33 protein-coding genes are annotated in these 26,978 nt (G+C 40.2%); 25 read left to right on the forward strand and 8 right to left on the reverse strand.

Translation table 11 applies throughout. The features are described from left to right. Positions 1–9 precede the first annotated feature (9 nt). The 20 genes from ACH6C1_RS05300 to ACH6C1_RS05395 all read left to right on the forward strand — a co-directional run bounded on the left by ACH6C1_RS05300 (position 10) and on the right by ACH6C1_RS05395 (position 16,967). Positions 10–1,248, forward strand: a complete 1,239-nt coding sequence (locus ACH6C1_RS05300; protein ID WP_374075239.1) for a phage portal protein — start codon at positions 10–12, stop codon at positions 1,246–1,248. Then, on the forward strand, positions 1,235–1,996 hold the full coding sequence (locus tag ACH6C1_RS05305) for a head maturation protease, ClpP-related (RefSeq protein ID WP_374075241.1): 762 nt from the start codon (positions 1,235–1,237) through the stop codon (positions 1,994–1,996). The genes ACH6C1_RS05300 and ACH6C1_RS05305 overlap by 14 nt, the downstream gene beginning before the upstream one ends. A 110-nt stretch (positions 1,997–2,106) precedes the next feature. Then, positions 2,107–3,219, forward strand: coding sequence for a phage major capsid protein (locus ACH6C1_RS05310; protein ID WP_374075575.1), 1,113 nt, complete (start codon positions 2,107–2,109; stop codon positions 3,217–3,219). A 13-nt stretch (positions 3,220–3,232) separates the two neighbouring features. Beyond that, on the forward strand, positions 3,233–3,502 hold the full coding sequence (locus tag ACH6C1_RS05315; protein WP_374075577.1) for a fibronectin type III domain-containing protein: 270 nt from the start codon (positions 3,233–3,235) through the stop codon (positions 3,500–3,502). After that, entirely contained in the window at positions 3,502–3,825 is a 324-nt protein-coding gene (locus tag ACH6C1_RS05320) for a head-tail connector protein (protein ID WP_374075243.1), read from the forward strand. The genes ACH6C1_RS05315 and ACH6C1_RS05320 overlap by 1 nt, the downstream gene beginning before the upstream one ends. Then, a complete protein-coding gene (locus ACH6C1_RS05325) occupies positions 3,806–4,180 on the forward strand; it encodes a phage head closure protein (RefSeq protein ID WP_374075245.1) in 375 nt (124 codons plus the stop codon). Before ACH6C1_RS05320 ends, ACH6C1_RS05325 begins: the two co-directional genes overlap by 20 nt. After that, positions 4,170–4,541: an HK97-gp10 family putative phage morphogenesis protein gene (locus ACH6C1_RS05330; RefSeq protein ID WP_175074658.1), complete on the forward strand. Its 372-nt coding sequence runs from the start codon at positions 4,170–4,172 to the stop codon at positions 4,539–4,541. The genes ACH6C1_RS05325 and ACH6C1_RS05330 overlap by 11 nt, the downstream gene beginning before the upstream one ends. Continuing rightward, on the forward strand, positions 4,538–4,867 hold the full coding sequence (locus tag ACH6C1_RS05335; protein ID WP_374075247.1) for a hypothetical protein: 330 nt from the start codon (positions 4,538–4,540) through the stop codon (positions 4,865–4,867). The genes ACH6C1_RS05330 and ACH6C1_RS05335 overlap by 4 nt, the downstream gene beginning before the upstream one ends. Further along, positions 4,868–5,497, forward strand: a complete 630-nt coding sequence (locus tag ACH6C1_RS05340; protein WP_374075249.1) for a major tail protein — start codon at positions 4,868–4,870, stop codon at positions 5,495–5,497. It begins immediately after the preceding gene. Positions 5,498–5,541: 44 nt separating this feature from the next. Further along, the gene (gene gpG / locus ACH6C1_RS05345; RefSeq protein ID WP_374075251.1) at positions 5,542–5,904 is read left to right on the forward strand and encodes a phage tail assembly chaperone G; all 363 of its coding nucleotides are present in this window, start codon (positions 5,542–5,544) and stop codon (positions 5,902–5,904) included. Between the two features lie 167 nt (positions 5,905–6,071). Further along, entirely contained in the window at positions 6,072–9,575 is a 3,504-nt protein-coding gene (locus ACH6C1_RS05350; RefSeq protein WP_374075253.1) for a phage tail tape measure protein, read from the forward strand. After that, positions 9,572–10,288, forward strand: coding sequence for a phage tail protein (locus tag ACH6C1_RS05355; RefSeq protein WP_374075255.1), 717 nt, complete (start codon positions 9,572–9,574; stop codon positions 10,286–10,288). Before ACH6C1_RS05350 ends, ACH6C1_RS05355 begins: the two co-directional genes overlap by 4 nt. Next, the gene (locus tag ACH6C1_RS05360; protein ID WP_374075257.1) at positions 10,288–11,856 is read left to right on the forward strand and encodes a phage tail spike protein; all 1,569 of its coding nucleotides are present in this window, start codon (positions 10,288–10,290) and stop codon (positions 11,854–11,856) included. The genes ACH6C1_RS05355 and ACH6C1_RS05360 overlap by 1 nt, the downstream gene beginning before the upstream one ends. Further along, the gene (locus ACH6C1_RS05365; RefSeq protein WP_374075259.1) at positions 11,843–13,276 is read left to right on the forward strand and encodes a glycoside hydrolase family 113; all 1,434 of its coding nucleotides are present in this window, start codon (positions 11,843–11,845) and stop codon (positions 13,274–13,276) included. The genes ACH6C1_RS05360 and ACH6C1_RS05365 overlap by 14 nt, the downstream gene beginning before the upstream one ends. Then, positions 13,276–14,457: a hypothetical protein gene (locus ACH6C1_RS05370; protein WP_374075261.1), complete on the forward strand. Its 1,182-nt coding sequence runs from the start codon at positions 13,276–13,278 to the stop codon at positions 14,455–14,457. The genes ACH6C1_RS05365 and ACH6C1_RS05370 overlap by 1 nt, the downstream gene beginning before the upstream one ends. A 14-nt stretch (positions 14,458–14,471) precedes the next feature. After that, positions 14,472–14,768 carry a hypothetical protein gene (locus ACH6C1_RS05375; protein WP_374075263.1) on the forward strand — a complete coding sequence of 99 codons (297 nt, stop codon included), beginning with the start codon at positions 14,472–14,474 and terminating at the stop codon, positions 14,766–14,768. 55 nt (positions 14,769–14,823) lie between these two features. Then, positions 14,824–15,162 carry a hypothetical protein gene (locus ACH6C1_RS05380; protein WP_374075265.1) on the forward strand — a complete coding sequence of 113 codons (339 nt, stop codon included), beginning with the start codon at positions 14,824–14,826 and terminating at the stop codon, positions 15,160–15,162. Between the two features lie 113 nt (positions 15,163–15,275). Further along, positions 15,276–15,590 (forward strand): hypothetical protein, encoded by a 315-nt coding sequence (locus ACH6C1_RS05385; protein ID WP_374075267.1) that lies wholly within the window; start codon positions 15,276–15,278, stop codon positions 15,588–15,590. A 67-nt stretch (positions 15,591–15,657) separates the two neighbouring features. Further along, positions 15,658–15,915: a holin gene (locus ACH6C1_RS05390; protein WP_374075579.1), complete on the forward strand. Its 258-nt coding sequence runs from the start codon at positions 15,658–15,660 to the stop codon at positions 15,913–15,915. 14 nt (positions 15,916–15,929) lie between these two features. Further along, positions 15,930–16,967: a peptidoglycan recognition protein family protein gene (locus ACH6C1_RS05395; RefSeq protein ID WP_374075269.1), complete on the forward strand. Its 1,038-nt coding sequence runs from the start codon at positions 15,930–15,932 to the stop codon at positions 16,965–16,967. An 18-nt stretch (positions 16,968–16,985) separates the two neighbouring features. Here ACH6C1_RS05395 and ACH6C1_RS05400 read toward each other — a convergent pair whose 3' ends face one another. The 5 genes from ACH6C1_RS05400 to ACH6C1_RS05420 all read right to left on the reverse strand — a co-directional run bounded on the left by ACH6C1_RS05400 (position 16,986) and on the right by ACH6C1_RS05420 (position 18,871). Then, positions 16,986–17,696 carry a hypothetical protein gene (locus ACH6C1_RS05400; protein WP_374075271.1) on the reverse strand — a complete coding sequence of 237 codons (711 nt, stop codon included), beginning with the start codon at positions 17,694–17,696 and terminating at the stop codon, positions 16,986–16,988. An 83-nt stretch (positions 17,697–17,779) separates the two neighbouring features. Then, positions 17,780–17,944, reverse strand: coding sequence for a hypothetical protein (locus ACH6C1_RS05405; RefSeq protein ID WP_374075273.1), 165 nt, complete (start codon positions 17,942–17,944; stop codon positions 17,780–17,782). A gap of 87 nt (positions 17,945–18,031) precedes the next feature. After that, positions 18,032–18,250, reverse strand: coding sequence for a hypothetical protein (locus tag ACH6C1_RS05410; RefSeq protein WP_374075275.1), 219 nt, complete (start codon positions 18,248–18,250; stop codon positions 18,032–18,034). 69 nt (positions 18,251–18,319) lie between these two features. Beyond that, complete coding sequence (locus ACH6C1_RS05415) at positions 18,320–18,601, reverse strand: group-specific protein (protein ID WP_374075277.1); 282 nt, start codon at positions 18,599–18,601, stop codon at positions 18,320–18,322. A gap of 60 nt (positions 18,602–18,661) precedes the next feature. Beyond that, entirely contained in the window at positions 18,662–18,871 is a 210-nt protein-coding gene (locus tag ACH6C1_RS05420) for a helix-turn-helix transcriptional regulator (protein WP_374075279.1), read from the reverse strand. Between the two features lie 266 nt (positions 18,872–19,137). Between ACH6C1_RS05420 and ACH6C1_RS05425 the strand changes: the two genes are divergently transcribed. Genes ACH6C1_RS05425 through ACH6C1_RS05435 form a run of 3 tightly spaced genes read left to right on the forward strand, consistent with a single transcriptional unit; the run spans position 19,138 to position 21,557 of the window. Beyond that, positions 19,138–20,340, forward strand: a complete 1,203-nt coding sequence (locus tag ACH6C1_RS05425) for an FtsK/SpoIIIE domain-containing protein (protein WP_374075281.1) — start codon at positions 19,138–19,140, stop codon at positions 20,338–20,340. After that, a complete protein-coding gene (locus ACH6C1_RS05430) occupies positions 20,333–20,965 on the forward strand; it encodes a hypothetical protein (protein WP_374075284.1) in 633 nt (210 codons plus the stop codon). Before ACH6C1_RS05425 ends, ACH6C1_RS05430 begins: the two co-directional genes overlap by 8 nt. A 46-nt stretch (positions 20,966–21,011) precedes the next feature. Continuing rightward, positions 21,012–21,557 (forward strand): hypothetical protein, encoded by a 546-nt coding sequence (locus ACH6C1_RS05435; protein ID WP_374075286.1) that lies wholly within the window; start codon positions 21,012–21,014, stop codon positions 21,555–21,557. A gap of 143 nt (positions 21,558–21,700) precedes the next feature. On the opposite strand, the gene ACH6C1_RS05440 is transcribed toward ACH6C1_RS05435, so the two are convergent. Next, complete coding sequence (locus ACH6C1_RS05440) at positions 21,701–21,913, reverse strand: helix-turn-helix domain-containing protein (RefSeq protein ID WP_374075288.1); 213 nt, start codon at positions 21,911–21,913, stop codon at positions 21,701–21,703. A 49-nt stretch (positions 21,914–21,962) separates the two neighbouring features. On the opposite strand from ACH6C1_RS05440, the gene ACH6C1_RS05445 reads away from it, so the two are divergent. Next, positions 21,963–22,217 carry a hypothetical protein gene (locus ACH6C1_RS05445; protein WP_374075290.1) on the forward strand — a complete coding sequence of 85 codons (255 nt, stop codon included), beginning with the start codon at positions 21,963–21,965 and terminating at the stop codon, positions 22,215–22,217. Positions 22,218–22,524: 307 nt separating this feature from the next. Continuing rightward, a complete protein-coding gene (gene map, locus ACH6C1_RS05450) occupies positions 22,525–23,265 on the forward strand; it encodes a type I methionyl aminopeptidase (RefSeq protein WP_095224393.1) in 741 nt (246 codons plus the stop codon). 265 nt (positions 23,266–23,530) lie between these two features. On the opposite strand, the gene ACH6C1_RS05455 is transcribed toward map, so the two are convergent. Next, positions 23,531–25,444: a BglG family transcription antiterminator gene (locus tag ACH6C1_RS05455; protein ID WP_374075293.1), complete on the reverse strand. Its 1,914-nt coding sequence runs from the start codon at positions 25,442–25,444 to the stop codon at positions 23,531–23,533. Between the two features lie 124 nt (positions 25,445–25,568). After that, positions 25,569–26,957, reverse strand: coding sequence for a glycoside hydrolase family 1 protein (locus ACH6C1_RS05460; RefSeq protein WP_374075295.1), 1,389 nt, complete (start codon positions 26,955–26,957; stop codon positions 25,569–25,571). Positions 26,958–26,978: the final 21 nt, after the last annotated feature.

The following is a 26,978-nucleotide window of genomic DNA, read 5'->3' on the forward strand; positions in this document are numbered from 1 at the left end:
GGTGAGATATTGAAGTTATATCAGCGTGTCAGAAGTGCAGTGTACGGGGCGTATATGGCTTGGAAAGGAGTAAGTTACGACTTTTCTCCTTGGCGAGGTAAGATATTTTGGGGTATTGAGAACTCTACATTAGCCACAAACGAGACAATTTTCAGCATCATTACAAGACTTTCCAATATCATGGCGACTTTACCGTTGAAGTTATACAAATCATTTGATGTAGTCGATACCGATACATCAGATACCTTGATAAATTCGCCCAATGTAAATGCAACTGGATTTGATTTTATCCGACAGCTGGAAGTATCGCGGAATGAGTCCGGCAATGGCTATGCTTTAATTCAACGAGATATCCGAATGCAAGTTGAAAACTTATGGATCCTGCAATCGAATTACGTTGTTCCAGTACTGGATACAGATACGCGCGAGCTATGGTACGAGGTAATGGGGGCAAACAACCAAAGATACCTCGTTCATAACATGGATATGATTCATGTAAAGCATATTAGCGGCAGCGGCAGCTTAAAAGGCATCAGTCCAATTGATGTATTAAAAAATGCAAATGACTTTGACAAGGCAGTGCGTGAATTCAGTTTAAAAGAAATGCAGGGTGCTCAGAATTCTTTCATTCTAAAATACGGGGCAAACATTGACGAGAAGAAGAGGCAGGCAGTTATTGATGATTTCAAGCGATTTTACCAAGATAACGGCGGTATCCTCTTTCAGGAACCAGGCGTTGAGATCAATGCCTTGGATAGAAAGTATGTAGCTGCAGATACCTTTACATCTGAACGGATAACACGTTCCCGGGTTGCTAACGTATTTAATGTACCTACAACTATGCTGAATGATACTGAGGGGCAAAGTTACTCCAGTAACGAGCAGTTGATGCGTATGTTCGTGGATTTAACACTGATGCCTATTGTCCGACAGTACGAACAGGAATTTAATCGTAAATTATTGACACCGGCCGAGCGCAAAAGCGGTCGGTATTTTAAATTCAACGTGAATAGTTTGCTCCGTGGGGACACAGCAGCAAGGACGTCCTTCTATAACATGATGCTTCGTTCTGGCGGTATGAAGCCGGATGAAGTGCGAAGGCTTGAGGATCTTCCACCAGAAGGCGGAAATGCGGACAAGTTATGGGTTAGTGGTGATTTATATCCTATTGATATGGACCCAAGCCAACGTAAGTCTTCAGCAAGCGCAGCACCATCGAAAGGAGGTGAGGAGAATGAGCAAGGATAAGAAGAATAAAAAAACCAAAAAATATTGGGAGATGAAGATGTCTGCAGGAAGTAATAACACTGCAGACATTTATATTTACGGTGACATTGTACGGTATCAGTGGGAAGAAACTGATGTAACGGCTGCTGGATTCAAGAAAGAGCTAGATGATTTAGGAGAAGTTGACACAATCAATCTATATATCAACTCACCTGGAGGCTCTGTATTTGAAGGTCTGGCCATTTACAACATGTTAGCCCGGCACAAAGCTACGATTAATGTTTATGTCGATGCATTAGCCGGATCCATTGCTAGTGTGATTGCTATGGTCGGGACGATTCATATGCCGAAAAACGCCATGCTTATGATTCATAACCCATGGAATATTGTAGTTGGCAATGCTGCAGAGCTTAGAAAAGCTGCAGATGACCTTGATCGCATTGGCAACTCAAGTGTCCAGTCTTATCTCCAGAAAGCAGGGGATAAGCTGACAGAAGAAAGTTTGCAAGAGTTGCTTGATGCAGAAACATGGCTGTCAGCTGATCAAGCATTATCATACGGTCTGTGTGATGTAGTTCTTGAAGAAAACCAAATGGTCGCTTCCATCAGTGATGAATTTCTAGAACGATACAAGAATGTACCAGAAAAATTGAAGAAACCAGAACAAAGAGCTGGTATCTCAGCTGAAGAACTAGTAATGCGTCAACAAATTGCTGACGCGGCAAAATCAAACAAATCTTATTTGGATGTATACCTAGGAGGTATTTAATTATGTCATTTAAAAGAACAGCACTTCATCAAGCAAAAAAGTACAAGTTGCCACTCGGATTGCAAATTCAATTCTTCAGCAAGCAAACACTGTATGAATTGAAACAAAATATGTCTACTGTCGGTCAGCAGCTTCAAAAGGTGGAGCAAAACCTGGCAGATAAAGCCATGGATACAACAGCCACCATGGATGACATTAAACAGTTGCAACAAGAACGTGATGGGTTGCAGATGCGCTTTGACGTAATCAAACAGCAGCACGATCAAATGGAGAAAGAAACGAAGCAAAAACTGCAGCAGAATCAGAACTCCTTTGAAGGACTCTCCACAGAAGAGCGGACGGTAAAAGCTAAAGCTGAATTCATCCGTGCATCTGTTCAACAGAGACAGATTTCTGATGATGTTAAACAGCTAATTGCTATTCCGGCTGGCAACTCAACAGGTGGAGATAATTTCTTGCCGACAAATATGCAAAAAGAATTGGTTCATGAGCCGTTCGCAACAAACAAGCTGCGTGAAGTATCTAAGGTAACAGGAATCAAAGGCTTGGAAGTGCCACGTATCAGCTACACTTTGGACGATGATGATTTTATTACGGATGAACAAACTGCCAAAGAACTTAAATTAAAAGGTGATACCGTAGCTTTTGGCCGTAATAAGTTTAAGGTTAAAGCTAAAATCTCAGACACAGTCATTCATGGTTCTGATGTAGAGCTTGTCACGTATGTAGATAATGCTTTAGCTTCCGGACTTGCTGCCAAAGAGAAGAAGGATGCTCTTGCGGCAACTCCTAAAGAGGGACTTGAGCATATGTCCTTTTACGAAGGCGCGAAAGTCAAGCGTGTTTCTGGTGCCACAAAGTACGCTGCAATTAAAGCGGCAATTGCGGATCTTCATGAGGATTACCGCGAAAATGCCAAAATTGTAATGAGCTACAAGGATTATACCGATATTATCGAAGATCTTGCTAACGGCAATGCTACGTTCTACCAAGCACAGCCAGAACAAGTACTTGGGAAACCTGCAACCTTCGTCGATGCAGCTACTGAACCAATCGTCGGTGACTTCAATTACTTCGGTATTAACTATGATGCCATGACATATGACACTGACAAGAATGTGGACACAGGCGATTATCTATTTGTTCTTACTGCTTGGTACGATCAGCAACGTACGCTTGATTCTGCATTCCGTATCGCGACAGTAGAAGCACCTACACCCTAATGCGCCCCAAGGTCTGACGCTAAGCTCCAAGTCGGACACGAGTGTGAGTCTGACTTGGGATGCTGTCAGTTATGATGGGGGCATTAAGCAATACGAAGTGTTCCGTGATGGGGCAAGTATCGGGACTAGGGTGGGCACCAGCTTTGCTGATAGCGGTTTGACAGCTGGTACTTCCTATGAATATACCGTTCGAGCTATCTCTAATGATGATTTGTACTCTTCAGAAAGTGATTCACTTACTGTGACAACGGATCCTGCACCTGGAAATGAAGGTACAACGTAATGGCTACAGCAGAAGAATTACTGCCAGAAGTGAAGGAATGGCTTCGAGTGGATGGGGATGATGAGGATAAAACAATTCTAACCCTCCTCTATTCTGCTAAGTCAATATTAAAGGGTTCTGGAGTTCCGGAAGTTACTGATACTGATGATAAAGAGCTTTTCGAGCAATACAAGCTAGCTATATTCCTATGCGCCACTCATTTCCATGAAAATAGGATACCTGTTGTTACGGGCATGACTGCGGCTAATCTTCCGTTTAGTTTGCAGAATATTATCCTCCAGTTAAAGGCAGGTGCATTGCCATATGAACCCCGGGAGACTTGATCAACGTATTACATTCACAGAAAAGGGTTATGTAGAAGATGACGATGGTTTTGGAGTGGAGAAGGATGTGGAGTTTACTAAAGCTTGGGCAGAACTGAAAACACTCCGGGATCGTTCCTTTTATGCAGCTGCACAAACCAACAATGAGGATAACCTTCAGTTTCTAATCCGTTATAGAAAGGATATAGCAAAGCGTGATGAACAAGGAACGCGAATGGGTATCCGGTGGCGGAAGAGAGATTATGAAATTGTCTCTATTACAGACGATGACGGGAAAAAGAAGACCATGACCATCGTTGTTAAGGCAGTTAATGCCAGAATTCAATCTGAAGAGGAACAACCTGATGAGATTTGAATTTGAAGGTATTGATGAATTGATCCGTAAAATTGAGTCGCTTGGACAAGATACCACTCAAGCAAAGGAAAAAGCAGTAGAAGCTGCGGCAAACATCTATCGCGATGAAGTCGAATCTTTGATTCGTGCTCGAGGATTAGTCGCTACGGGTAAGATGGCCAAGTCCATTATCGTAAAGAAAGTTGATGGTGAAATAGCATTCGACGTAGGACCTTCCGATGATGGTTGGTACCTTATCTTTCATGAGATAGGAACATCAAAGATGAAGGCCACGCCAACAATGCTGCCGGCTTTCGAAAATACAAAGGCACAAATGATAAGCGTCATGGCTGAAACCCTGCGGAAGGAGCTGAGGCTATGACCATAAAGGAAATTTTGACACCACTAGGATATCCGGTTGATAAGTTTCGTAGAAGAAGCACCAAGCTTCCGAGTATCTCATACTTCTATGTTCATCAGGGTACTGCATTAGCTGCGGACGACGCAGAGAAGAAGACGAAACATATTGTTCAGGTAGATGTGTGGGCAAATGAAAATATCAATACGGTCGTGAGAAAAATAAAGGAAACGATGATTGCTGCCGGGTACTGGCGAACATTTGAATATCCGGATTATGAAGAAGATACGAAGCTCCTGCATACGGCGCTTCGTTTTTCTATTGATACAAAACCAGAGGAGGAATTATAAATGGCATCTGTTGGCGTTAGTAATTTACACATTGCAAAACTATTGACAGACAATAAGGATGGAGTGACATATGATACACCAAAAAAAGTAGCTCCGTCTATTACAGTCGGAATGGTACCGACAACAAATTCAAACAACCTATACGGTGATGATCAAGTTGTTTCTGCAGACACGACTCTTGGTCCGGTGGAACTCACACTCAACACAACTGACTTGCCGGCAGGCATTGAAGCTGAGATGCTCGGTCATACAATTAATGAAGACGGGGTTATGGTTTCGAACAGCCAAGATCAGGCACCTTATTTCGCAGTTGGGTTCAGCTCTAAGCAGACAGATGACGGGAAAGAGCTATTTGTGTGGCTTTTGAAAGTTAAATTCCGAGTCCCTGATTCCAACCACCAGACGAAGGGTGAAAACGTTGAGTACCAAACACCGACAATCATCGGTTCAGGTATCCCACGTACGTCTGATGGTGACTGGAGATACAAGGTTAAAAGTGGAGACGAAGGTGTAAATCAAAGCAAGATTGAGAGTTGGTTTACACAGGTGTACGATAAGTCAACGGCAGAGGCTCCAGCTTCAACTCAAACTTTTAATACAGAAGAGGAAACAACTGATTCAACAATTTAAGGAGGCTAATTAGCCTCCTATTTTTTTAGAGGAGAGGATAAGTTATGGCGCTGACATTGAAACTTACAATAACTGATGACAAAGGAAAACAAAAAGAGAAATTATACACTATTAACAAGGTGAAGGCTGTGTTTCTTCGAAAGGCTTTAGAACAGGATATGCGCATCGACTATACAGAAATGAAGCTGGAAGTAGTAGATGAGCTTGTTGGATTTTGTGTAGATGTATTCGGACACCAATTCTCAGCTGATGAGTTTTATGAAGGTCTAAACACAGATGAATTATTCCAAACAGTCGGCCGAATCAAAGCATACTGCCGTGGTGTACAGGGTATCACTGAAGCAAATCCTCCAGCTGCTGACGAAGAGATCGAAGAAAATCAAGATACGGAGCCAGTGGGAAAGTAAAAAGTGTCGCTGAGCAGTACAGCGACATAAAAACTTTTTATAAAAGAAGAATGAGTGAAGGGATGTCTATTTCCGAAGTTGACGAGATGGATATCTTTTTCTTTTTTGAGCTTTTCGAAGAGCCACAGGTTTCTATTGAATGGATTTTGTAAGGGGGGTGTCTATTCGTGGCTGAAGAAATTGCTGCTTTACGGACCAAGGTGTCCATGGAGGATGCCCAGTTTACCCGATCAGCTAAGTCAATGGCTGCTGATCTCCGTCAATTAAAGTCAGAAATGAATATGGTTAAAGCGAGCGGCAAGGAATACGAGAACAGTATGTCCGGCATGAAGCAACAGTCTGATATTCTTTCTAGGACTCTAACAGTGCAGCAACAGAAGCTTGCTGAAATAAAGAAGCGGTACGATGAAAGTGTCCGAGTAAAAGGCGCAGATGCGGATGAAACAAAAAAACTAGCAGCTCAATACAATAACGTAGCAGGACAAATCACTAGGACTCAAACAAAGTTGAAGGCTTTAACTGCAGAAATCAAGGAACAGTCAAACCCATGGAATCAGCTGAGCCAAGATATAAGTGCGGCAGGAGATAAGATACACTCTGCTGGAGAGAAAATGTTCAGTACTGGTAGAAGTATGACAGTAGGCGTAACTACTCCTATACTCGGATTTGGGGCGGCGAGTGTAAATGCAGCTTTAGAATTTGATGGAGCTGCAGGTAAGATCCAAGCTCAATTGGGTTCAACATCACAAAGAGCTGAAGAACTAGCCGGTATCAGTAAAGGTCTTTGGAAAGATGCCGTAGCAAACAATGTATCAGAAGCATCCGAAGCTATTCGGACAGCTGATACTCTGCTAAAAGGATTGTCGAATGAACAGCTTGAGAATGTAGCTATTGGCGCCTTAGATCTTCAAAGGGCATTTGAATATGATGTGAAGGAAAGTATACGATCAGCTAAGTCATTAGTAGATAATTTCGGTGTTGATGGTGCGAAAGCTTTTGATTATATTACTGTGGCAACACAGAAAACGGGCGATTACTCCAATGACTTACTTGATACCATTAATGAATACAGCCCTCAATTTAAAGCTGCGGGTATAGATGTTAACGGTATGTTTAACATACTTGTACAAGGTGCACAAAACGGAGCATTCAACATGGATAAGGTAGGAGACGCTGTCAAGGAATTTAACATCAAAGCTAAGGACGGATCTAAGACAACTGCGGATGGATTTAAGGCTATTGGATTAAATGCGGATGAAATGGCCCAGGCAATTGCCAAAGGCGGCGAGGATGGGGAAAGGGCATTTATGGCTACCATCACTGCACTGGCTGCTGTAGAAGACCCGGTAAAAAGAAACACTGCAGGTGTTGCACTTTTCGGTACGCAATTTGAGGACCTTGAATCAAAAGTCATTTCTTCATTGGACCCAACTAAGGATATGCTGGGTGATGTGGAAGGGGCTACGAAAAAAGCCGGAGATGCTATGCGAGACAATTTTGGAACAGAAGCTTTGAAGGTATGGCGCGATTTACAAGAAGAGCTTCTTCCTGTGGGTGAACAGCTTCTTGATATCGCGGAAGATGTCATGCCTCGTATTGTCGATATGGTTGGTGGAATGACAGATGCTTTTAGTAATCTTTCTCCGGAAATGCAAACATCAATCATAACCATAGCCGGTATCACTGCTGCGGCAGGTCCTGCGTTAATGGGACTTGGAGGGTTAGCGCAGGGTATTGGCGGCCTAGTTACAGTCAGCGGCACACTAATCGGCGCAGTGGGCGGCAGTGCAGGATTGGGCGCTACTTTAGCGACTTTAGCTACAGGTCCAGTAGGTATTACAATTGGAGCATTAGCACTGCTTGCAGGTGGAGTTTATGCTGTAAATGAATCCGTTGAGAAGAGTAAAGAAGTAAACTTGGAAAATGCTGAATCAATGATTGAACAACAACAATCGTTTGAAGGTATGATCGGTAAATACGAAGAGCTTAGAAATCAGAATCAGTTAACTAACGAGCAGCTTTTACGGTTCCGTGACATCCAAGCAGAATTGAAGACCGCTTCTTCAGCTGATGAAATTGCAAGATTAAAGGACGAAGCAGGTAAACTTCAAGAAAAGTCTGGTATGTCAAATGATGAACTAAACAGGATGTTGGAGCTTAATGATGAGATTATAGCTCAAGCACCTGAAACTAGCCAGTCTTTCTCGGATAGAGGTCAATCCATTATAGAAAACACGGACCAGTTGGCTGCAGCTAACGAAAAAATGAAAGAACAGCTCGAACTCGAACTCGAACTTCAAAGGACTAAAGCTGAAGCAAAGATGGATGAAAGTATACGAAACCAAATTGAGGCGATGGAAGAGCTAAATCAAAAAATAATTGAGCAGAACGATGCGCAAGTAGAAGTTGCAGCTGCGCAATACAATTTAGATCAACTAAAGAAGCAACAACAGGATGCATACAATGCTGGACACAAAGAAACTGCTGAGATGATGCAGACTCAAATCGACAATCAGCAGGCGCTAGTAGATAACTCAAAAAATGTTGTGGCCGGAATCGCAGATGAAGTGGAAGAGAAAAGGCAGTCATTAGAACAAAGCGAACAAGAAATAGCGAAGAATCAGCAATTGTACGATCAGCTTATTGATTTGCAGCTTGCTCAAGCAGGTATTAATGAAAAGGGTGCTGAAGGCATAGCGCAATTGGACCAATCTATTGAAAAAACTAACAACAAACGTAATGAGCTTATTAACGTAAGACAGGAACAGGGTGGACTTAACGCAAAACAGGAAGAAGAGCTTGAAAACCTAAACACCTCATTGAATAAATACAGTCAGGCAAAATCTTCTATTAAGGAGATTCAAGGTGAACAGTCCACAGTAAACAAAAGAATTGAAGAGGGTGCTGCTAAAGCTGGCGACATGTCTGATACACTCAGTGAATCTGAGGCAAAAAATATCACCTTTACAGGTGATGGTTATGAAGAAGCGAAAATTATTAGTGATGAGACTGATAAGGACACTATGAAAAAAGTAGATGTTACTGACTATGGGAAAGCGAAAGCAATCTCTGATGAAGCCGGCAAAAGTGTAACCAAGAATGTCAGTATTGTTCAAACAATTACACAGAAGATAAAAGGTGCAGCAAAGACAGTCGGTGGTTGGTTTGGATTCGCGGGCGGTACCAGATTTGCGCCTGGAGGTATGGCATGGGTTGGAGAGCAAGGTAAAGAGCTTATGCATACTGCCAACGGTTTGAACTGGGTAGGTGAACAAGGTAAGGAACTTATGTATGTTCCTCGAGGAGCTCAAATAATTCCCCATGGTGAATCAATGAGGATGGCACGCGTAGCAGAGAAGGATTATCCTGGTTATGCTACCGGTACATTGGCGGCTGCATCCAATGTAACAAATAGCCTGGACATGTTTGCTCGATATGCGGTTAGTCGTGTAAGAGTGCCGAGCAGAGAACAAAATACAGGTACTGTAACTATTGATAACAGAAATGAGTTTGATAAAGTTGTGCGTGAATTAAGACAGGTTAAAAGCGTGCTTAATAATATCCTAGCAAAAGATACAAATACTTATTTGGATGGTAAGTTGGTATCAGATCAGGTAGATAGGCACGGATTAGATAAACTGTCCTCAGCTGAAAGGGGGCTTGCTACATGATGTCAGGTATTGCATTCATGGGTAAACACTCCTTTAAGGATTTCGGCTATACAATATCTCCGGACAAGGAAATAGGTATTGCCGAAAAACAGAAGAACTTGATTACTGTTCCATTCAGTAACAGCTCATATGATTTCAGTGAGTTGTATGGTTCGCAGACGTATTCACCGCGGTCCTTAACGTATCCAATAAATATCGTGAATGAGGGCAACCCCTCGAGAAATGCTCTCATTTCGGCTCGTACAAGGTTACTGAACTGGTTGGCTAATTCACCCGGAAAGCAACCTCTACTTGATGACGACTACCCTGGATACTATTTTCTAGCTGAACTTGATCAGGGTGCGAGCTTTCATGACGATTGGCGAACCGGTATTTTGACAGCAAACTTTACTGCTTATCCGTTTATGATCGGTACTCGTCCAGAGGGCAATGATATATGGGATGAGTTCAACTTTGAATTGGATGTTGCTCAACAAGTACGTTTTGACGTTAATAGCAGTTTATCAGTGAACCTCTTGAATGTAGGAACACCGGATGTAATTCCTGAAATCGTCACATCATCTGGAATGTTCTTGCGTAAGGGTAATACGACATTAGAAGTGCCGACTGGCAGGAATAAGAGTGATGATTTCACATTGGAATCCGGTGATAACATGATTACAATTACGGGTACTGGAACTATTGAGTTTGTGTATTACAAGGAGATGTTGTGATGTACAAAGTCACTGCAATTAATGATGGCAAGCCAACGGTTATCCATCATCCAAAAGTAAATGGCATTAAATTACCTACAGGGTCGATCGCAAAGGAACTTAATTTGATCGACTCTTTTAATTTTCAAATTTACCCAGGTAATCCCGGTTACGGAAAGATACGGCCGTTTAAAACATTGATCAATGTATTGAATCTCAAAACAGGTCAGTATGATTTTGAAGGGCGCGTACTACAACCGAATGAGGAAATGGAGGATACTGGTGTCGTCAATGCAGCCTTTACTTGCGAGGGCGAACTTGGGTATTTACATGACAGCCAGCAGAAGCACCGTGAATACCGGGGATCACCTACAGCTTTCTTGCAAGAGATACTAAACTACCATAACAGTCAGGTTGAGGATTACAAGGCCTTCCGGTTGGGTCAGGTAACTGTGACGGATCCCAACGATTACGTCTATTACTACACCAGTGCAGAACAAACCACTTTCGACACCATCAAGGATAAGCTTCTTGATCGTTTGGGTGGTGAACTGCAAATACGTAAAGTGAACGGCGTTCGGTACCTAGATTATTTAGTGCGAATTGGCGAGCTAAAAAAGAATACGCCTATCAGATTATCAAAGAATCTTAAGAACATTACGAAGCAAGTTGACCCTACAAGCATTATTACACGGCTTACTGTACTGGGAGCAAGGATTGAGTCAGAGGACGATTCTGCAACGGATGCTTCTGAAGCAAGGATTACAATTGAATCAGTAAACAACGGACTTCCTTATTTGGATGGGTACGCTCTGATTGATGAGTTTGGGATACAAGGAGGATCTGTAACTTACGACGATATATCTAACCTTACAGTTTTGAAGCGTAGAGGGCAGGAGTACCTGGAAAGTCAAAAGACGCTTTTAGCTCAATACACTCTTAGTGCGGTGGATCTATCATTGATCGGAAAAGCAATTGACAGCTTCGAAGTTGGAAACAGTCACCCAGTATTCAACCCTATAATGAATATAAACGAGGACTTGCGTATCATTGGAAAATCGATTGATATCAATGGTCCTGAAGGTAATGACCTTACCATAGGGGACAAGTTCAAACAGCTGCACCAAATCCAAGCGGATAATGCGAGAGCAGCTAGAAATATTGCTCAGATACAGTCACAGGTAGGAGCTCAGTCACAACGCATCGGTACATTGTCTGTAGAAGTGAAAGCCGTCAACGAAAGTGTTGCACAAATTAACCAAGCTATTATGGATAATGATCTGCCTGGAATGAATCAAGCTATTGTTAATCTCAACGAAGCGATTTATGACCTTAATTCTGCTATTGAGGGTATCCCAATTTATGGTGATGCTACGCCTGAAGTTTCTGGGCTTATGCCTGCCGCAGATAAAGCTAAGCTGAATCTTATATCAACAACTCAAACAATTGATCTTGATCAATTTAAAACACTCGTAGGAGAGCTGCAGAAGAAACTGCAGCTTATTTCAGTTGTGAATCCAGTTGACCTAGACCAGATGGACTCAAGGATAACAGCATTGGAAGGAGGAACAACAAATGGCAATACGTGATTTTTTCAATAGTTTAGCCAAAAAAGTTAGAAATGAAGTGTATGGTGTTAATGTTCGTGATGCTCTCGCTCAGTCAGTAGAGAAATCTGGTGAAATGGCTGAGAAGGCTGTTAACGCAGATAATCGGAGTTACGATGCCCAAGTGCGAAGCGTGGTAGCTGAACAACGAAGTATTGAATCATCTCTAGCTTCTACTGTCACTCAGAAGCAGTTAGACGAAGCTGTTAAAGCGGGAACGCCTATTGAAGAAGTGCAGCAAGCTCATGTAAATGGCATTAATGGTAAAGTGTACGATCTCTTATATCAAAGAATGGATTATGAGTATGCGGAAAAAGAAACTCAATATCAAAATACAAATCAAGAAATACTCGGCATAGGGAACAGAGCAATTGGTGTTCCTGAAAAAACTAACATAAGCATGAAGACAGCGTCGGTAATGATTGGTTTTAAAGTGGCTTCTAGTGAATCTCAAGCATACGACAATTTAGAGTGGTTCGGAAAAGTATTTGATAGATTGCTCCTACAGGGGTTAGGAGCCACTTTTATCACCATCCATAATGTAAAGAGCTCTACAGCTTCCACATTTGAACATTTGTCCAGAGACAAGATACAGGCTGTAATTGATGTGGCAAAGAGCAAAGACCTACCGATACAAATGTTGAAGCCACACATCGGAACTAATTTTGAGGATGGTCTTAACAGAGCTGACTATCTGCCTTCAGATATGAATGCCTTCTTTACGAATTGGACTAATGAACTTCTATTTATGGCTGAAATAGCCGATGCGAATGATATTGAATGGCTATGTATATCATGCGAGCATTACAGAATGACTACTGAGAACGAGTATTACGCGCAGTGGAAGCAGCTGGTTGATACAATTAGAACTCAATACCCCAAATTAAAATTAACTTTAGCTGCAACGCACGGTTTAGATGGAGAGTTACAGAATTCTATTGTGAAACTGAGGAACAACCCTACAATCCAAACCGTATTCGACTTAGTTGATGCCATAGGTGCTAACGTATACAACTCCTATTATTGGGAGTACTACGAAAATGGGAATATATCAGTTCGCGATGTGGAACGCGGCTTATATAAAACACTTCAAAACTACAGTTCGATCCAGGTGCTTACGGATACCTACGATATCTGGAGAAAACCAATTCTAATTACTGAATTTGGCTGCATGAGTAAAACCGGAGGACTTATCCGTCAGATAGCAACTGGAGAAGAGAATTATGATGTACAAGGCTTGTTGTTCAAAGCGATACTAGACAATGTTATTCCTCTGCCTTTTATTGATGGGTTTGCCATTTGGAATGTCTATTTACCATTTAAATATTTTGATTTTGAAGGTGAAACAATCTATCCCGGAGAGCGAGTACTCATTGAATACCACAGGAAGGGGATAATCTGATGTCATTAGAGTATTTCAATGAAGGAAATCACAATGAAGAACCAGGTACCCATTTACAGTATGAATCATACAAAGCTCGGACGCCTAGAAATGGAGTCGATATTGCTCCAACTCAATGGACAAAACTAATTGATCGAGTGCTTTATTTTGATTCCTATTTACAAGCAAATCCTCAGTCAGTTAGACCTCCGGCAGTTAAGAAATTTGTAACTTCATTCTTTCTGAATAGCGCTAACACTGACTCGGGATTTCTTAGTGCAATTGTTACGCTTAGGGTTAATATCTACCAGGGAGACAGTAAGTTTTCATTAGATGTAACGCCCTTAATTAACACAGTTATCAATAATAGAAAGCCTGATTATAACGATCTTTTGAGACTATACGTCCAAGATTTTGGAGACGGAAGATACAATGTGAAATTGTTCCTTAAGTATGCCTTACCATTGTCCACATATCGAATTAAGGTAATTAATACATCACTTAATGACAATGCCTATTACTACGCATATGTAGACAGATTTAATACGGAGTATGGATTAGACCTATACCCAGATACTGAATACAGGATGAATCAGTGGTTGTTCGTAAGAGATGAAGATATGACTTTGGTGCCCGAAACCACATTGCCTAGCGTAGGATCATCGATTAGCCTAATCAAGTCAAATTCAATATTAACTAATATTGATATTCCAATAAAGGATCAGCATTATGTATCAGGTGCTGCAGGCACTACAAGGGGATATCATCTTCAAACGAATGGTGTTGAACGCTTTGCCATCAGAATAGAAGACGGAGCCGAGTCAGGAAGCAATAAGGGCTCAGATTTATCAATTATCAGGAGATCAGACGACGGTTCGTTTGCTGGCCAACCCATGGCGATAAACAGACAAACAGGCGATGTAGCATTTAAAGATGGAATTACATCGGTCAATGGAAGTTATGCGAAACCATTCCTTCTTGGAAATACCTATATTTGGATTAATAATGATGGAGACATGTGGCAAAAAACAGGAAGCAAACCGTCATCCGTCATTGATGGGGAACAAATCTCAAGATTTGTAAGTGTTCCAAGTAGCTCTACTGCAGCCGGAAAACCAGGCGATTGGTCCGCAAACGGTACACACTTATTTATTTGCTATTCAAAAGATATGTGGAGACGCATAACTCTTGAAAACTGGTAAAGGGGAGATAAAATATGGCTCTACAACAAACAATAACATTGGATAACGGTTTGCAGGTGCCTAATGCCTATATTCGTATAAGTACACTAGAAGGGAACAAAGAACAATTAACCATAAAAGTTATGTCTTATGTAAGCCGTCAGGGTTATCTTGATGGAGTTATGTATGTGTTAGTTCAGACATTTACCTTCAAACCATCTGTGGCAATAGGATCTGAAAATTTTATAAGACAAGGATATGAATACATCAAGAAGTTACCTGAGTTTGAAAAATCATCAGACGTATTTGAACCGGGTCAATTAGTCGCATAAGAAGGAATGTCCTCCCAATCTGTCGAATAAAGACGCACAGGGAGGGGGTTTTTGCGTGACTTATAATGGACCGTCAGGTATCAGAGACGATGATGGAAAAAGAGGGAAGTTCGTAGGTAACAGAATTAATGGGTACGATGTAGGTATGTATTTTAATAAGTCTGAGAATCATGAAGTTATCGAAAATCTAATATCTCAATCGAATGCTGATGACCCATCACACTTTGTAAGAGAGATATTAAAAAATCCTGACATAATGGGAGAAATTCAAAAGGCTCAAGAGGGAGAGAAGAAATCAATTACATTCTTAAAGGGTTTAGCAGATAAACTGACAACCGAGAGCGTTTTGATTGCTTATAAACTACTTTTAAAGTCTTACAATATCGAAATTTAAATTTTAAATTTTAAAGTCAAAGCATCCCAATTGGGGTGCTTTTTCTTTTGTAAAGGAGGTGACAGCGGTGAAAAGAATAAAAGGGGGCGAGAAAAGAAATGGAGGAGGAAATAATGTTAAATGATCATGAGCGGAGAATTGTCAGTCTAGAGCAGGGACAAGCAGAGATAAAGCAACAGATGATTGATCTTTCTCAGCAAGTATCTGACGGCAACACGAAAGCCGAGAAAGACAACAGCTATTTACGTGAGCAGAACGATAAAATGTTTAGGACACTGATTGAAATAAACACTAGGTCGCAGGATCGTAAACATGAACTGAGGCTGCTGGATAAGCAGAACTTCTGGAAGTTGGCGATTGGCATCGGAGGTAGTGCAGGTGCCCTTGTTACTTTGGTTCAAGCTTTAATTGGATACTTGACACGTTAAGCCTGCCGGGTCTAGCTGGTGGGCTTTTATTATGCTTAAAAAAGGAGAGGTTCAAATGGAAGATGCAATGACGCAGGTGCTCATTTTGGCAACACTTATCGCACCAATAGCTGCAGCAGTAATGGAATTGGTGAAGAGAACAGTCAATTTGCCGAACAATCTTATCCCGTTGGTAACAGTAATAGTCGGTTTGGTTGTAGGTATTGTTTTCGAACCGTTCACAGAGCTTGATTTGGTATTGAGGCTGTGGGCTGGTGGACTGGCTGGACTAGCAGGTACAGGCTTGTATGAGTTGTTGGTTAAACGTTCTGGATCGTCTAAATAAGGGAGAGATGATGAATGGCTATTAAAGACAAATACTCTATCGAACAGAAATTCATTACAAACAAGGTAACTCGCCCTCGTAAGAAACTTACTGGTGGCAAACCAAGTTTCATCGTAGATCACGAAACAGCAAACAACAGTGCTGATGCCCATGACCATTATTCCTATTTTCAAGGGACTAAGATTTCTGCATCTGCACATGCATTCATCGATGCTGACACTATATTAGAGATTATTCCACTGGACGAGGTTGCATACCATGTCCAATATCAAAAGCCAATTGATAACCAGATGTTTGGTGATGATGCTAATGATGCTGCCATAGGAATCGAGCTGTGCCGTACAGGTAACTTTTCCGAAGCTTACGACCGATACGTTTGGTACAATGCTTATCTGTGTAAGAAGTTTGGTATTAGCACCAGTCGTATTGTCGCTCACAAAACACTTGATCCAGAGCGCCGGAGTGATCCAGAGAGTTGGCTAAATCCGAATGGTGTAAAGTGGTCCGAATTTATCTCTGATGTGAAAACTTACGTCAACGCTTGGGAAGGCGATGCTAACGTTAAAATCAAGCAGCCAACAAAAACAGCATCTGCAGTAGCATCTAATCCAGAGAAGGTATTGCGTAATGGAAGTACAGGCGAGGCCGTTGAGGAATTACAAAAGAAGCTTATCTCCAAAGGATTCTCGCTTCCTAAATACGGAGCAGATGGAGATTATGGCGATGAAACTGTAGCAGCAGTCAAAGTATTGCAGAAAGCAACTGGGATCAGTGTCGATGGCATCTACGGACCCGCATCTGCTAAAGCTCTTGATTCCTATACGAAGCCAACAGCCAAGGAAAGCGGTTCTGCTGTCGTTCCTTATCCAGGTAAACTAATTAGAAAAGGTTCAAAGGGCAAGGACGTTGAACGTATCCAGCGCGCCGTGAATGTGAAAGTAGACGGTATATTTGGAAGTGGTACCGAAGCAGCTGTAAAAGCTTATCAGAAGCGCAAAGGTTTATCAGCTGACGGAGTAGTTGGACCTGCTACGTGGAATAAGATGTTTTAATAAACAAGCGCCCCCTACTTAATTGGAGGGGGTGTTTTCATAATATCCTACAGACATTTCTTGTTTCATCTTTTCTTTTAACTCTTCTAGCTTATTATAAGCATCATCACCATTGTCAGAAGAATCATTGCAAGAATTTTTACTGGTAAATAGTGCCTTAATAGCAATAGAACTTTCCTGAGCTAAGCCTTCAACTTCCGAACTGAAATAAAGTTCATTTTGAAATATATAACTTTCAGCGTTATTGAAATGCACTGAGGCAGGTTCTTTATACTTAACAAGTACTAAATTATCAGTCATGGTTTTTTTAAATTGAAAGTTCTCTCTAGCGTAGATTATTTTATTTATGCTCTCTTTATCCATATCATGTATATGTAAATAATTTAAAAGACTGCGCCAATTGTTGCCGTGCATTTCTAGGTACTCATTAAGGTTTTTAATTTCTACCACTTTGAGTGCAGAAGAATAAGCAATATGTAACAATCGGAATGCCTCGCTGTACTTTTCATGTCTTTTGGTGCTGTACAGCCCAAAATCATGTATCTTTCTTTGTAAATCGTGTTCTTTCTCTCTAGCAATTTTGTCCAGCTCATATTTGTAATTGCTCAAGCTTTTTTGCGTTACAAGGTTAATATATCCTTGTATTCCTTGTCTCCCTAAAAAAGTTAAAATTGCAATAACAGTAGCAGTGCTGCCGATTAACTTAAAAATTTCTTCCCATACTCCCAAGCTTACCCTCTCCTTTCTACCAATTATACAGTACTGAAATAAACAACGCTTCCTCCAATTAAGGAGGAGGCGTTTCAAAAAGATTATCTATTTCTTGAGTTATTTATAATCACTTCCGCAATCGCTTTGTGCAAATCATCAATCTCCTTTTGGGTATCTTTTTTAATGGGAATCCCAAGTACTATGTCTCCGTGCTTACCTTTAATTTCAACTTCTTTATACTTCATATCTTTAGATTCTACATCCATATTTAGCTCTCCTTTACGCTGCTTTACTCTACTTTAACTTATTTAGGTCAGAATAAGAGCATTGAAATCATGCGGAGAGGCTTTCATTTATTTGGTAGTATAGTCACCAAAAATCAAAGCAGCATGATCCATATACATTTCCTCGAACATCTTCCGTTCTTCATCAGTAAACCTCAAAAACCTGTGATCCCATTCTAGTGCCCTTTCCAAGTCGTACCCTTCCTCATGTGCAATAAAGTCGTGAACTACCTTCTGCCGCACGAGTAAATATTCCGAATACATCTCTGGTCTAATCAATCTGATCATCTCCCTTCACCTCTATAATCGGACAAAAGGTTAGAAAGGTGTCAATCATTTTCCAAGCTTTACAATTTCTTAATGCCTTCTTTGTTTTTGAAGCCAATCCTCAAGAAAGTCTCTTGTCTCCTTAGCAGGATAGTACCACTTACTTCCCACTTTGAATTTAGGAAAAGCCTCATCGAAAAAGAATTGCTCCTGGATGAATTTCCAGCTCATCCTAGTCTTTTCGCAAAGGTCTTTCGAGTCCCAGTACACAAGATCACTTTCTAATGCAGATATATACTTTTTTATTTCATCCATAACCAATTTATGAAGTTCTTTAGAGCTTAGCTGCACGTTTATAAAATCGTCTGACATCGGTTGCCTCATCTCTTTTCTTACTAAAGTTCCCTCTTTGAAATAAAAGTATGAGGACAGTTAAGGATCGAGCTCATTGGTTTCGAAATAGTACAAGTCATCAACTTTGCAATTGAGTAGATTAGCTAATTCGAACGCTTTTTTAAGTGATGGTACAGCTTTATTGTTACACCATTTAGATACAGTCTCTCTTGATACTCCGAGCCTTTCAGCCACCAAATCATTCTTTAGTTTTCTTCGTACAATCCATTCTTTAATCCTGCTATCCATATTATCACCCTTGTACTTCTTCTCTTGCTGCCAGTTAAACACCTTTAAAAAAGTGGCTAATTAGTTCAATAAGATGTGCAATACTACAAAGTTATTGCATAGGATATACCATGGCAGCTGCAAAGGTAGATACAAAGGTTTCTACAAAAGTATTGATGCAATAGTAATTAAGTGGTGCAGCCTATGAAACATGAAATTGTAAAAGTGTTCGGAACGAGCGAAGTGAAACAGAGAGAAGTGGAGAGCTAAATCGGAGGAGAGCAACGATGATACTGACAGCATTGGGTTGTGTGATGATTGGCAGCACGGTTGTAGGTGGGGCATATCCCATGTTTGAGCGGTACTGTTTGAAAGGCAGGTATCGTAAACGGAAGCTTCGAGAGAATCTTAAAAAGGCATTTGCGAATGGTGACTTGTACAAAACCAAAGGTGATAAAAGAGAGTACCCAACCATCTTGAGAGTAGCAGAGCAGGGAGAGAAGCTGACACTTGTTTTCAGTGTTCCGAAGGGAATGAATCCTGACGATATCGAAAAGCGCTCCTACGTCCTCAGACAGCATTTTGGTAACAACATTAAATTGGATTTAGATGTGAAACGTGGCATACTGCAGGTGTTTAATGCGGGGCTTCCGGATAAGTGGACGTATCGCTATGAGGATGCCACAACAGCTATTGGAGGGTTACGCGTTCCGGTTGTATGCGGGCAGTCTTTTGACGGTGAATTGAAGGTATATGACATGGTTGAGAATCCACATCTACTTATCAGTGGTGAAACCGGCTCAGGTAAGTCCAGTGAGCTTAGAAGTATACTGACTACGTTGATTAAGAGTAAGCGACCAGAGGACTTGCAGCTTATCCTGGGTGACTTGAAGAGGTCGGAGTTTCATCTGTTCAAGCGTATAAATCATGTTCAAGGCGTGTACCACTCACCAGCAGAATTGATACCAGTATTGCAAAAGGTCAAGCGGGAGATGGAAAAGCGCGGAGATATGCTTGATCAGGAGGAAGTGAACAGCATAGATCAACTAAAAAAGAAGCCGCCCTATCTTGTGGTTTGTATCGATGAGGTAGCCTTGCTCAAAGGTGAAACAGCAGTAACAGACATATTGGAAGAGATATCATCGATTGGCCGGTCATTGGGCGTATTCTTAATTTTGTCCATGCAACGACCCGATGCGAAGCTCCTGGACGGTAAACTGAAAGTGAACCTTACAGTACGTATGGGATTTCGGACAGCTGATGCGATAAACTCTAAGATCATAGGCACTCCGGGCGCGGAGAATATCACAGTACCTGGGCGCATGATCCTAAAGGTAAACTCTGCTGCAGAAGAGATACAATGTCCATGGCTAGAGAATGACAAGGCTATAAAGCTTCTCGCACCGTATAAGAATCGTAAAGAAGAAGTACAGCAACAGGAACAAGAAGACACCTATGACGAATATGCGGGAGTGTTTACCAATGAATAAGCGTGACATGGCTATCATAAAAGACTTGGAGAGGTTTAGGGTTATGGGCAGGGATGACATAGCTGCTATTCACTTTGGTAAATTAAAGAATCCAATTACTAGTGCAAACATGGTCCTTAAACGGCTGGCCAGGGACGGGCAAATAGAAGTCAGCAAGTTCTTCAGTCCGTTTGCGTACTTTCCAGCTGGATCCACAATGAAGCGAAACTCTACTAAGATACCTCACTTTCTGAGCCTAGTCGATGTATACAAACAGATTACTAACTACTACACTCCTCGTACATTCCAGATAGAACCGAAATACAACAAAGGATTAGCGGAGCCGGACATATATACGGAATTCAATGGCACACCTTTCTTCATCGAAGTGCAGCGCAATGTGTACTCACAGAAAGTAATGAACCAGAAGATTGAGCGTTATGCTGCACTCAGATTCTCAGAAGAGTTCAGAGCAAAACCATTCCCCGTTATTCTTATGATTAGCAACACTCGGTATGAAATTAAAAACAAAGATGTTCGTGTATTTCAAATCGAATCTATTCATGAATTCATTCGAAATGTACGAAAGAGTGCGCAGCCGGCTAAGAAACCAGCTCAAGAAACTATTAGATACAAGCTAGGATGAATGTCTATCAAATGGTATGATTTAGAAAAAATGTAGGGGGATACAAGTGAAAAAGATTTTACTATTCATTTTAATCGTCTTTATAGCCGGGTGCGGTGAAATCGATAATGAAGATCTTGCAAAAGAAGCTGCAGAGAATTACATGGAGATGGTAAAGAAAGGGGAAGAGCGCTCTCAAATTTATCTTTTAACATCAGATAATTTTCATGACGTGTTTAGTTATGAATATATAGATACCCTTAATGAAAAATCTGAGAAAGACACACTGTCCCTTAGCTATTCGATGTATGAGAATGTAGGACAAGAAAAATTTTCAACGTACGAAGAGTTCAAAAACTATAATAAAAGTGATTATCAAAAAGAACACGGAAATATAGAAATACTTGAAGACAATGAAAAAAACCTTGAGTTATGGGATGGAAAGACATACAAAGATGTTTACACTCTTTTGTATAACGTTGAAATAGCGAATGAAGAAGGGCAGAAGTCTTACAAAAAGGCGGAAATTACTTTAGAACCTGGATTTATTAAACCAGAAGAAGATGACGAAGAAAAGGACAGTTATATGATATCAAACATTTTTCTTCGATGAACCCCGTGGGGTTCTTTTTAATTTAATATGGGAAATATTACATTTTACTTATGGTATATCATTCCTATATAGTTAAAACATACAAGTTGCCTGTGAGGTAACTCGGCTCCGGAGGAAGAGTGGGAATAACCACTCAATACCGCCTATCCTTCGATCCATTCGTAGAAGTCTTCTGCATGACAACTAAGTAGAAAAGCTGCTTGAACAGCGTGATCATATTTCATGTACCTTTCACCCGCAACCCACCGGGAGACAGTCGGTTTTGATACGCCCATTTTTTCTGCAAATTCTACTTGGCTCATTCTCTTCTGCTCTAAAAGATCGGATAATCGGCACCTCCCTTTACGGAGAGCCATACTGTACCTCCTTAATGAACTGTCTAAATTATAGCTTCTATGAGAATTAATGGGAAGTCGCATAACCGAAACGTGGGAAACAAAAGAGGAGGAGATTGCTGTGGATCTTGGCTGTGCAAATTCAATTGGTGTGAAACAATTTGGCGGAGGGGTCATAGATGCTGAAATGAACAGATGGTTTAACGACCATCCGGATTTAGAAATACTAGACATTAAGTATGCAGCAAGCTCCACCCCGGAAGATTGGGCAGTTGATGCACTTATTATTTATAGAAGGAGTCCTAAGACGGAGATTTTGTGGTAACATATATGGTAACAAACGAATAAATTAATATACTTACTGACACAGAACATAATAAGGAGAAACCCTTATAAATAAGTGTTTCTCCTTATTACTAAGTGCATATCTAATCAGGTTTAGCGACTCCCACCGTCTCCATCCTTACATATTGGATGGAAAAAAGGCTTTGAAATGCTGATTACAGTGTTTCGAAGCCTTTTTGTTTCTATTTAAGTTTAATTCATCATTTTCGTTTCGGTATAGAATACAATGATAAAATGACGATTTTTGTATAAAATTAAAGCGGGATAAAGAAAGTGGGGTAGAAAAAATGATTGCAAAAACAGAAGAAGACTTTAAAGCACTGAAAGAAATTGGCAGAATTGTTGCCTCGATCAGAGACGAATTGGTACAAAGAACGGTTCCAGGAATTACGACCAAAGAACTTGATAATATAGCCGGAGAGATGTTTGAAAAAGAAGGTGCAGTTTCCGCTCCGAAAAGTGAATATGATTTTCCAGGCCATACTTGCATTAGTGTGAATGATGAAGTGGCCCATGGTATTCCGGGAAGTCGCGTTATTTCTGAGGGGGATCTTGTAAATGTGGATGTTTCTGGCTCAAAGAACGGTTACTTCGCAGATACGGGAATCTCTTTTGTAGTAGGCGAAGGAGAAGAAGTATTAACGAAGATATGCGATGTGGCTAAACAAGCATTTGAAGCAGGCCTGAAGAAAGCAAAACCAGGTTCCAAAAAAAGCGGAATTGGAAGAGCAGTATTCCAAACAGCAAGACAGAATGATTTAACTGTTATCACAAACCTTACAGGACATGGTATTGGACGCACCATTCACGAAGCACCAGACCATATTTATAACTACAAGGATACATTTGATGATGAATTATTGAAGGATGGGATGGTTATCGCATTCGAGCCATTTATCTCAACTTCTGAGGAAGAAGTATTCCAAAAAGAAGACGGTTGGACATATGCTACAGAAAAAAGCTATGTTGCTCAAGTGGAGCATACGATTATCCTTACTAAGAATGGTCCGATTATTGTCACGCTATGATGCTTTCAAAAGCATTAGTTAATCCGAAGTTGAAGAGCCTGGAACATTTAAACGTTCCAGGCTCTTTTTTATGCAACAGTAGAAGTGTTACGATCGATATCTGGCTCGATTAATAGGAGAATTAGTTAGCTGTGATATATATGGATACAGCTGGGATAGGAGAAGGGGGGGGGAATTTTTTTCAGGGTCCGTTGCATTAGTTTCTGTATATAAATATGAGTAGAATATGTTTATAAGAAAGGCAATGCGATAAAATAACATTGCCTTACAACAATTTAATGAATTCACTATATGTTTTTGCTTTGATCAGTTTTTGCACAATGGATCTGTTTTCAATTATTTTTAATAGGATATCATAGAGAGACTGCAAGTCCTCCATACTCTTCTTTTTAACACAGAGTAATCCTATAAATTGTATGGGTTTATCATTCCACATGATAGCTTTTTCCAATGTACATACGGCTAAGATTGTTTCATTGGATTGAGGTGAGATAGGATGAGGTATAGCTACTAGATTTTCATATGCAGTAGGAGCGATCTTTTCTCTCTCATAAACTGCTTCGAGAAATGTATCATCAACTAACCCATCTTTCACTAATTTACTGTTTAGAAATTCAAGAACTTCTTCTTTAGATGTGAACTTTTCTCTTAAAAATACAAGATTCTCAGGAAAGTAGATTTGATGTTTTTCCTTTTTTGTGAGGAAGTGTCTCTTTATTTTTTGCAGGTCTTCCTCTCTTAATACTGCGTTAACCTCGATTACCGGGACAGCCAATTTTTGCTGAATAGGAATAGAACTGATAATAAAATCAATATCAGTTAAGTTATATTGATTTAGCTTGTAGTATTCCGTTGTACCAACAACATCAAGAGATTGGCCAAAGTAGTTATTGAGTTTATAAAATATAAGTTTTGCTGTCCCTAACCCGGAAGCACAGACAACTAAACACCGACTCGGACCCTTTTTCAACTTGTTTTTTTCTATGGCAGCTCCTATATGTAAGGCAATATATCCCAACTCATTCTCGTCTATTTTAGATTCTATGGCTGCCTCAATGGCTTTACCTGCTATTACAGCTGCTTCGTAGGATAATAGGTAATTCTTTTTTATATCGTCCAACATTGGATTTCTAATATTCATTCCATATTTAAATCGGTTAATGGCGGGTTTTAAGTGTAATGCTAAGGCCATTCTTAATTCATCATCTTCGTTTATTCCCAGGTTCAGTTCTTGTTCTACTTTTTGAAGGGCATAGTCTACTAGTTGACCGATCCCTTCTTCTATAAGCCCTTTAACTGCCTTATTTCCATGTGAATCTGCAACTATCTTTGTTCCCAGTAAGTGAATTGCAATATAGGCGATTTCCTCCTTTGGGAAAGTAACATCAAACGTATACTCAACGTCTTTTACGATTTCTTTGGCGACAATATACTCATGTTTGTCCAATATGTCATCTAGATCGTTCTTAAATATTTTAACGTAGTTATTAAAGTTAATTCTGTTAATAGCAATAGAAATATGAATCAACAGATTATGAAAGGCTATATCAGATAAAGGAATATGGTGCATATTGATTTTTTCTAAAAGGATTTTCTTAACTGTATGGAGTTCTTCCTCAGACATAAATTGCTCACTCAGTAAATAATGATTGCCTTCTGCTTTTCTGTTGAATAAATACTCAGACATACAAAACCGCATTTTCAATTCGTTTCCTGATAATTTCAAGCCATGATTTGGTCGGGACGTGAGTTGGATATTATATTTTGAAAGGGACTCCTTAACGATTTTCAAATCATTTTGAACAGTGGATTTGCTAACAAATAATAAATCCGCAATCTCGTCAAGTTTCACATAATGTTCGCTCATGAGTAGATGCTTTATTATAAAGGATACACGGTCTTCTGGCTGACTTGGCACATATTGAAGTTCTAGGTCTCCAGTTATAGAACGGATATATTTATAAAATTGCTTCTCGTGAATAATATGAAGCTGATAACCTTTACCCATAATAGATGCGATGGTTGCACCGTGGTCATTGATTAACGAGTTCAATATTTTTACATCTTCCCTTATGGTGCGGATGCTTACTTGATTATGATTGGCCAAATACTTTCCACTTATCGGTGTTTCAAGAGACATCAATTGCTTTAGTATAATTTTGCCTCTTTTTGTTAACATTTTGTAATCACCACTCCTACATTTATGAGAAAGCGCTTTCTATTTTCGTGCTGGAAAGGTTCTGGCTCAAACTGAACCAGAACCGCTTGATAGTATTATCGCTTATGATATTCTGCTTTCTTGGCTAAAATCCATTATTGCGTGAAACTTCGGTAAACCATTGAGCACTTTTCTTTAAAGTGCGTTCCTTTGTTTCAATATCTACGGAAATGAATCCATAACGGTTTTTGTAAGCATTCATCCAAGACCAATTGTCCATGAAAGTCCATAGGTGATAACCCTTTACATTACAGCCTTCTTCAATAGATTTATGCAGCCATTTTAAATGTTCACGAATAAAATCAATTCGATAATCATCTTGAATTTGCTCATTTTGTATAAATCTTTCTTCGTCTTCGACACCCATGCCATTTTCGGAGATAAAGGATTCTATGTTTCCATAGTTTTCTTTTAAGTTAATCAATATATCGAATATGCCTTTTTCATAAATTTCCCAACCGCGGTATTTATTCATTTTTCTGCCAGGCATTTCGTATCTATCAAAAAACCATTCTGGCATAAGTGGGCTTTCTGGATTAACAGTATATTCTTTTGCTTTTACACGGCGAGGTTGATAATAATTCACGCCAAGAATATCCACGGTATTATTTCTTATTAAATCTAAATCTCCATCAAGTATAGTCGGAAGCTCACTATATTCTTTGATAATCTCAATTAATTCTGGAGGATATTTTCCAAGTACTGCCGGATCCAGGAAGCAGCGATTAAAGAATAAATCTGCAATTCCTGCGGCTTTTAAATCTGCAGGATGGCTGCTTCTTGGATAGGAAGGTGTTAAATTAAGTATAATACCTATTTTTCCATTCTCAAATGGAAGGGAACGATAAACTTCGACTGCTTTTGCGCTTGCTACAACTGTATTATAGGCTACTTGTGCTGCTCGTTTGAAATCAACTACATTTGGATAATGCATATTATAGAGATAACCTGCTTCAACCGGGACAATAGGTTCGTTGAAAGTGAACCATTTTTTAACTCGATCACCGAATAAGTCAAAGCATATTTTCGCATAGTCTTTGTATGCTTCAACAACTTCTCGGCTTTCCCAGCCGCCTTCATTTTGCAAATCAAGCGGCATATCGAAATGATAGAGATTAACAAATGGCTCTATACCATTATCAATCAAGTTATCAATTACAGAGTTGTAAAAGCTAACGGCTCTTTGGTTAACTTCTCCGCGACCTGCTGGAATTAAACGTGACCACGAGATGGACATTCGGAATGAATTATGGCCAATTTGCTTCATCAAACGGATGTCTTCTTTATAGCGATGGTAAAAATCAGATGTAGATTCAGGACCGACGTTATTAAAAAAACGGTTTGATTCTAACTCATACCAATGATCCCAGATGTTTTTACCTTTTCCGTCTTTATTTGCAGCACCTTCAATTTGTGTAGAAGAAGTAGCGCTGCCCCACCAAAAGCCCTCGGGGAATGTATAGGATAATTGCATTTATAAACCTCCATCTATTGG

It is taken from the genome of Terribacillus sp. JSM ZJ617 (assembly GCF_044383785.1).
In the GTDB taxonomy this organism is placed as follows: Bacteria; Bacillota; Bacilli; order Bacillales; family Amphibacillaceae; genus Terribacillus.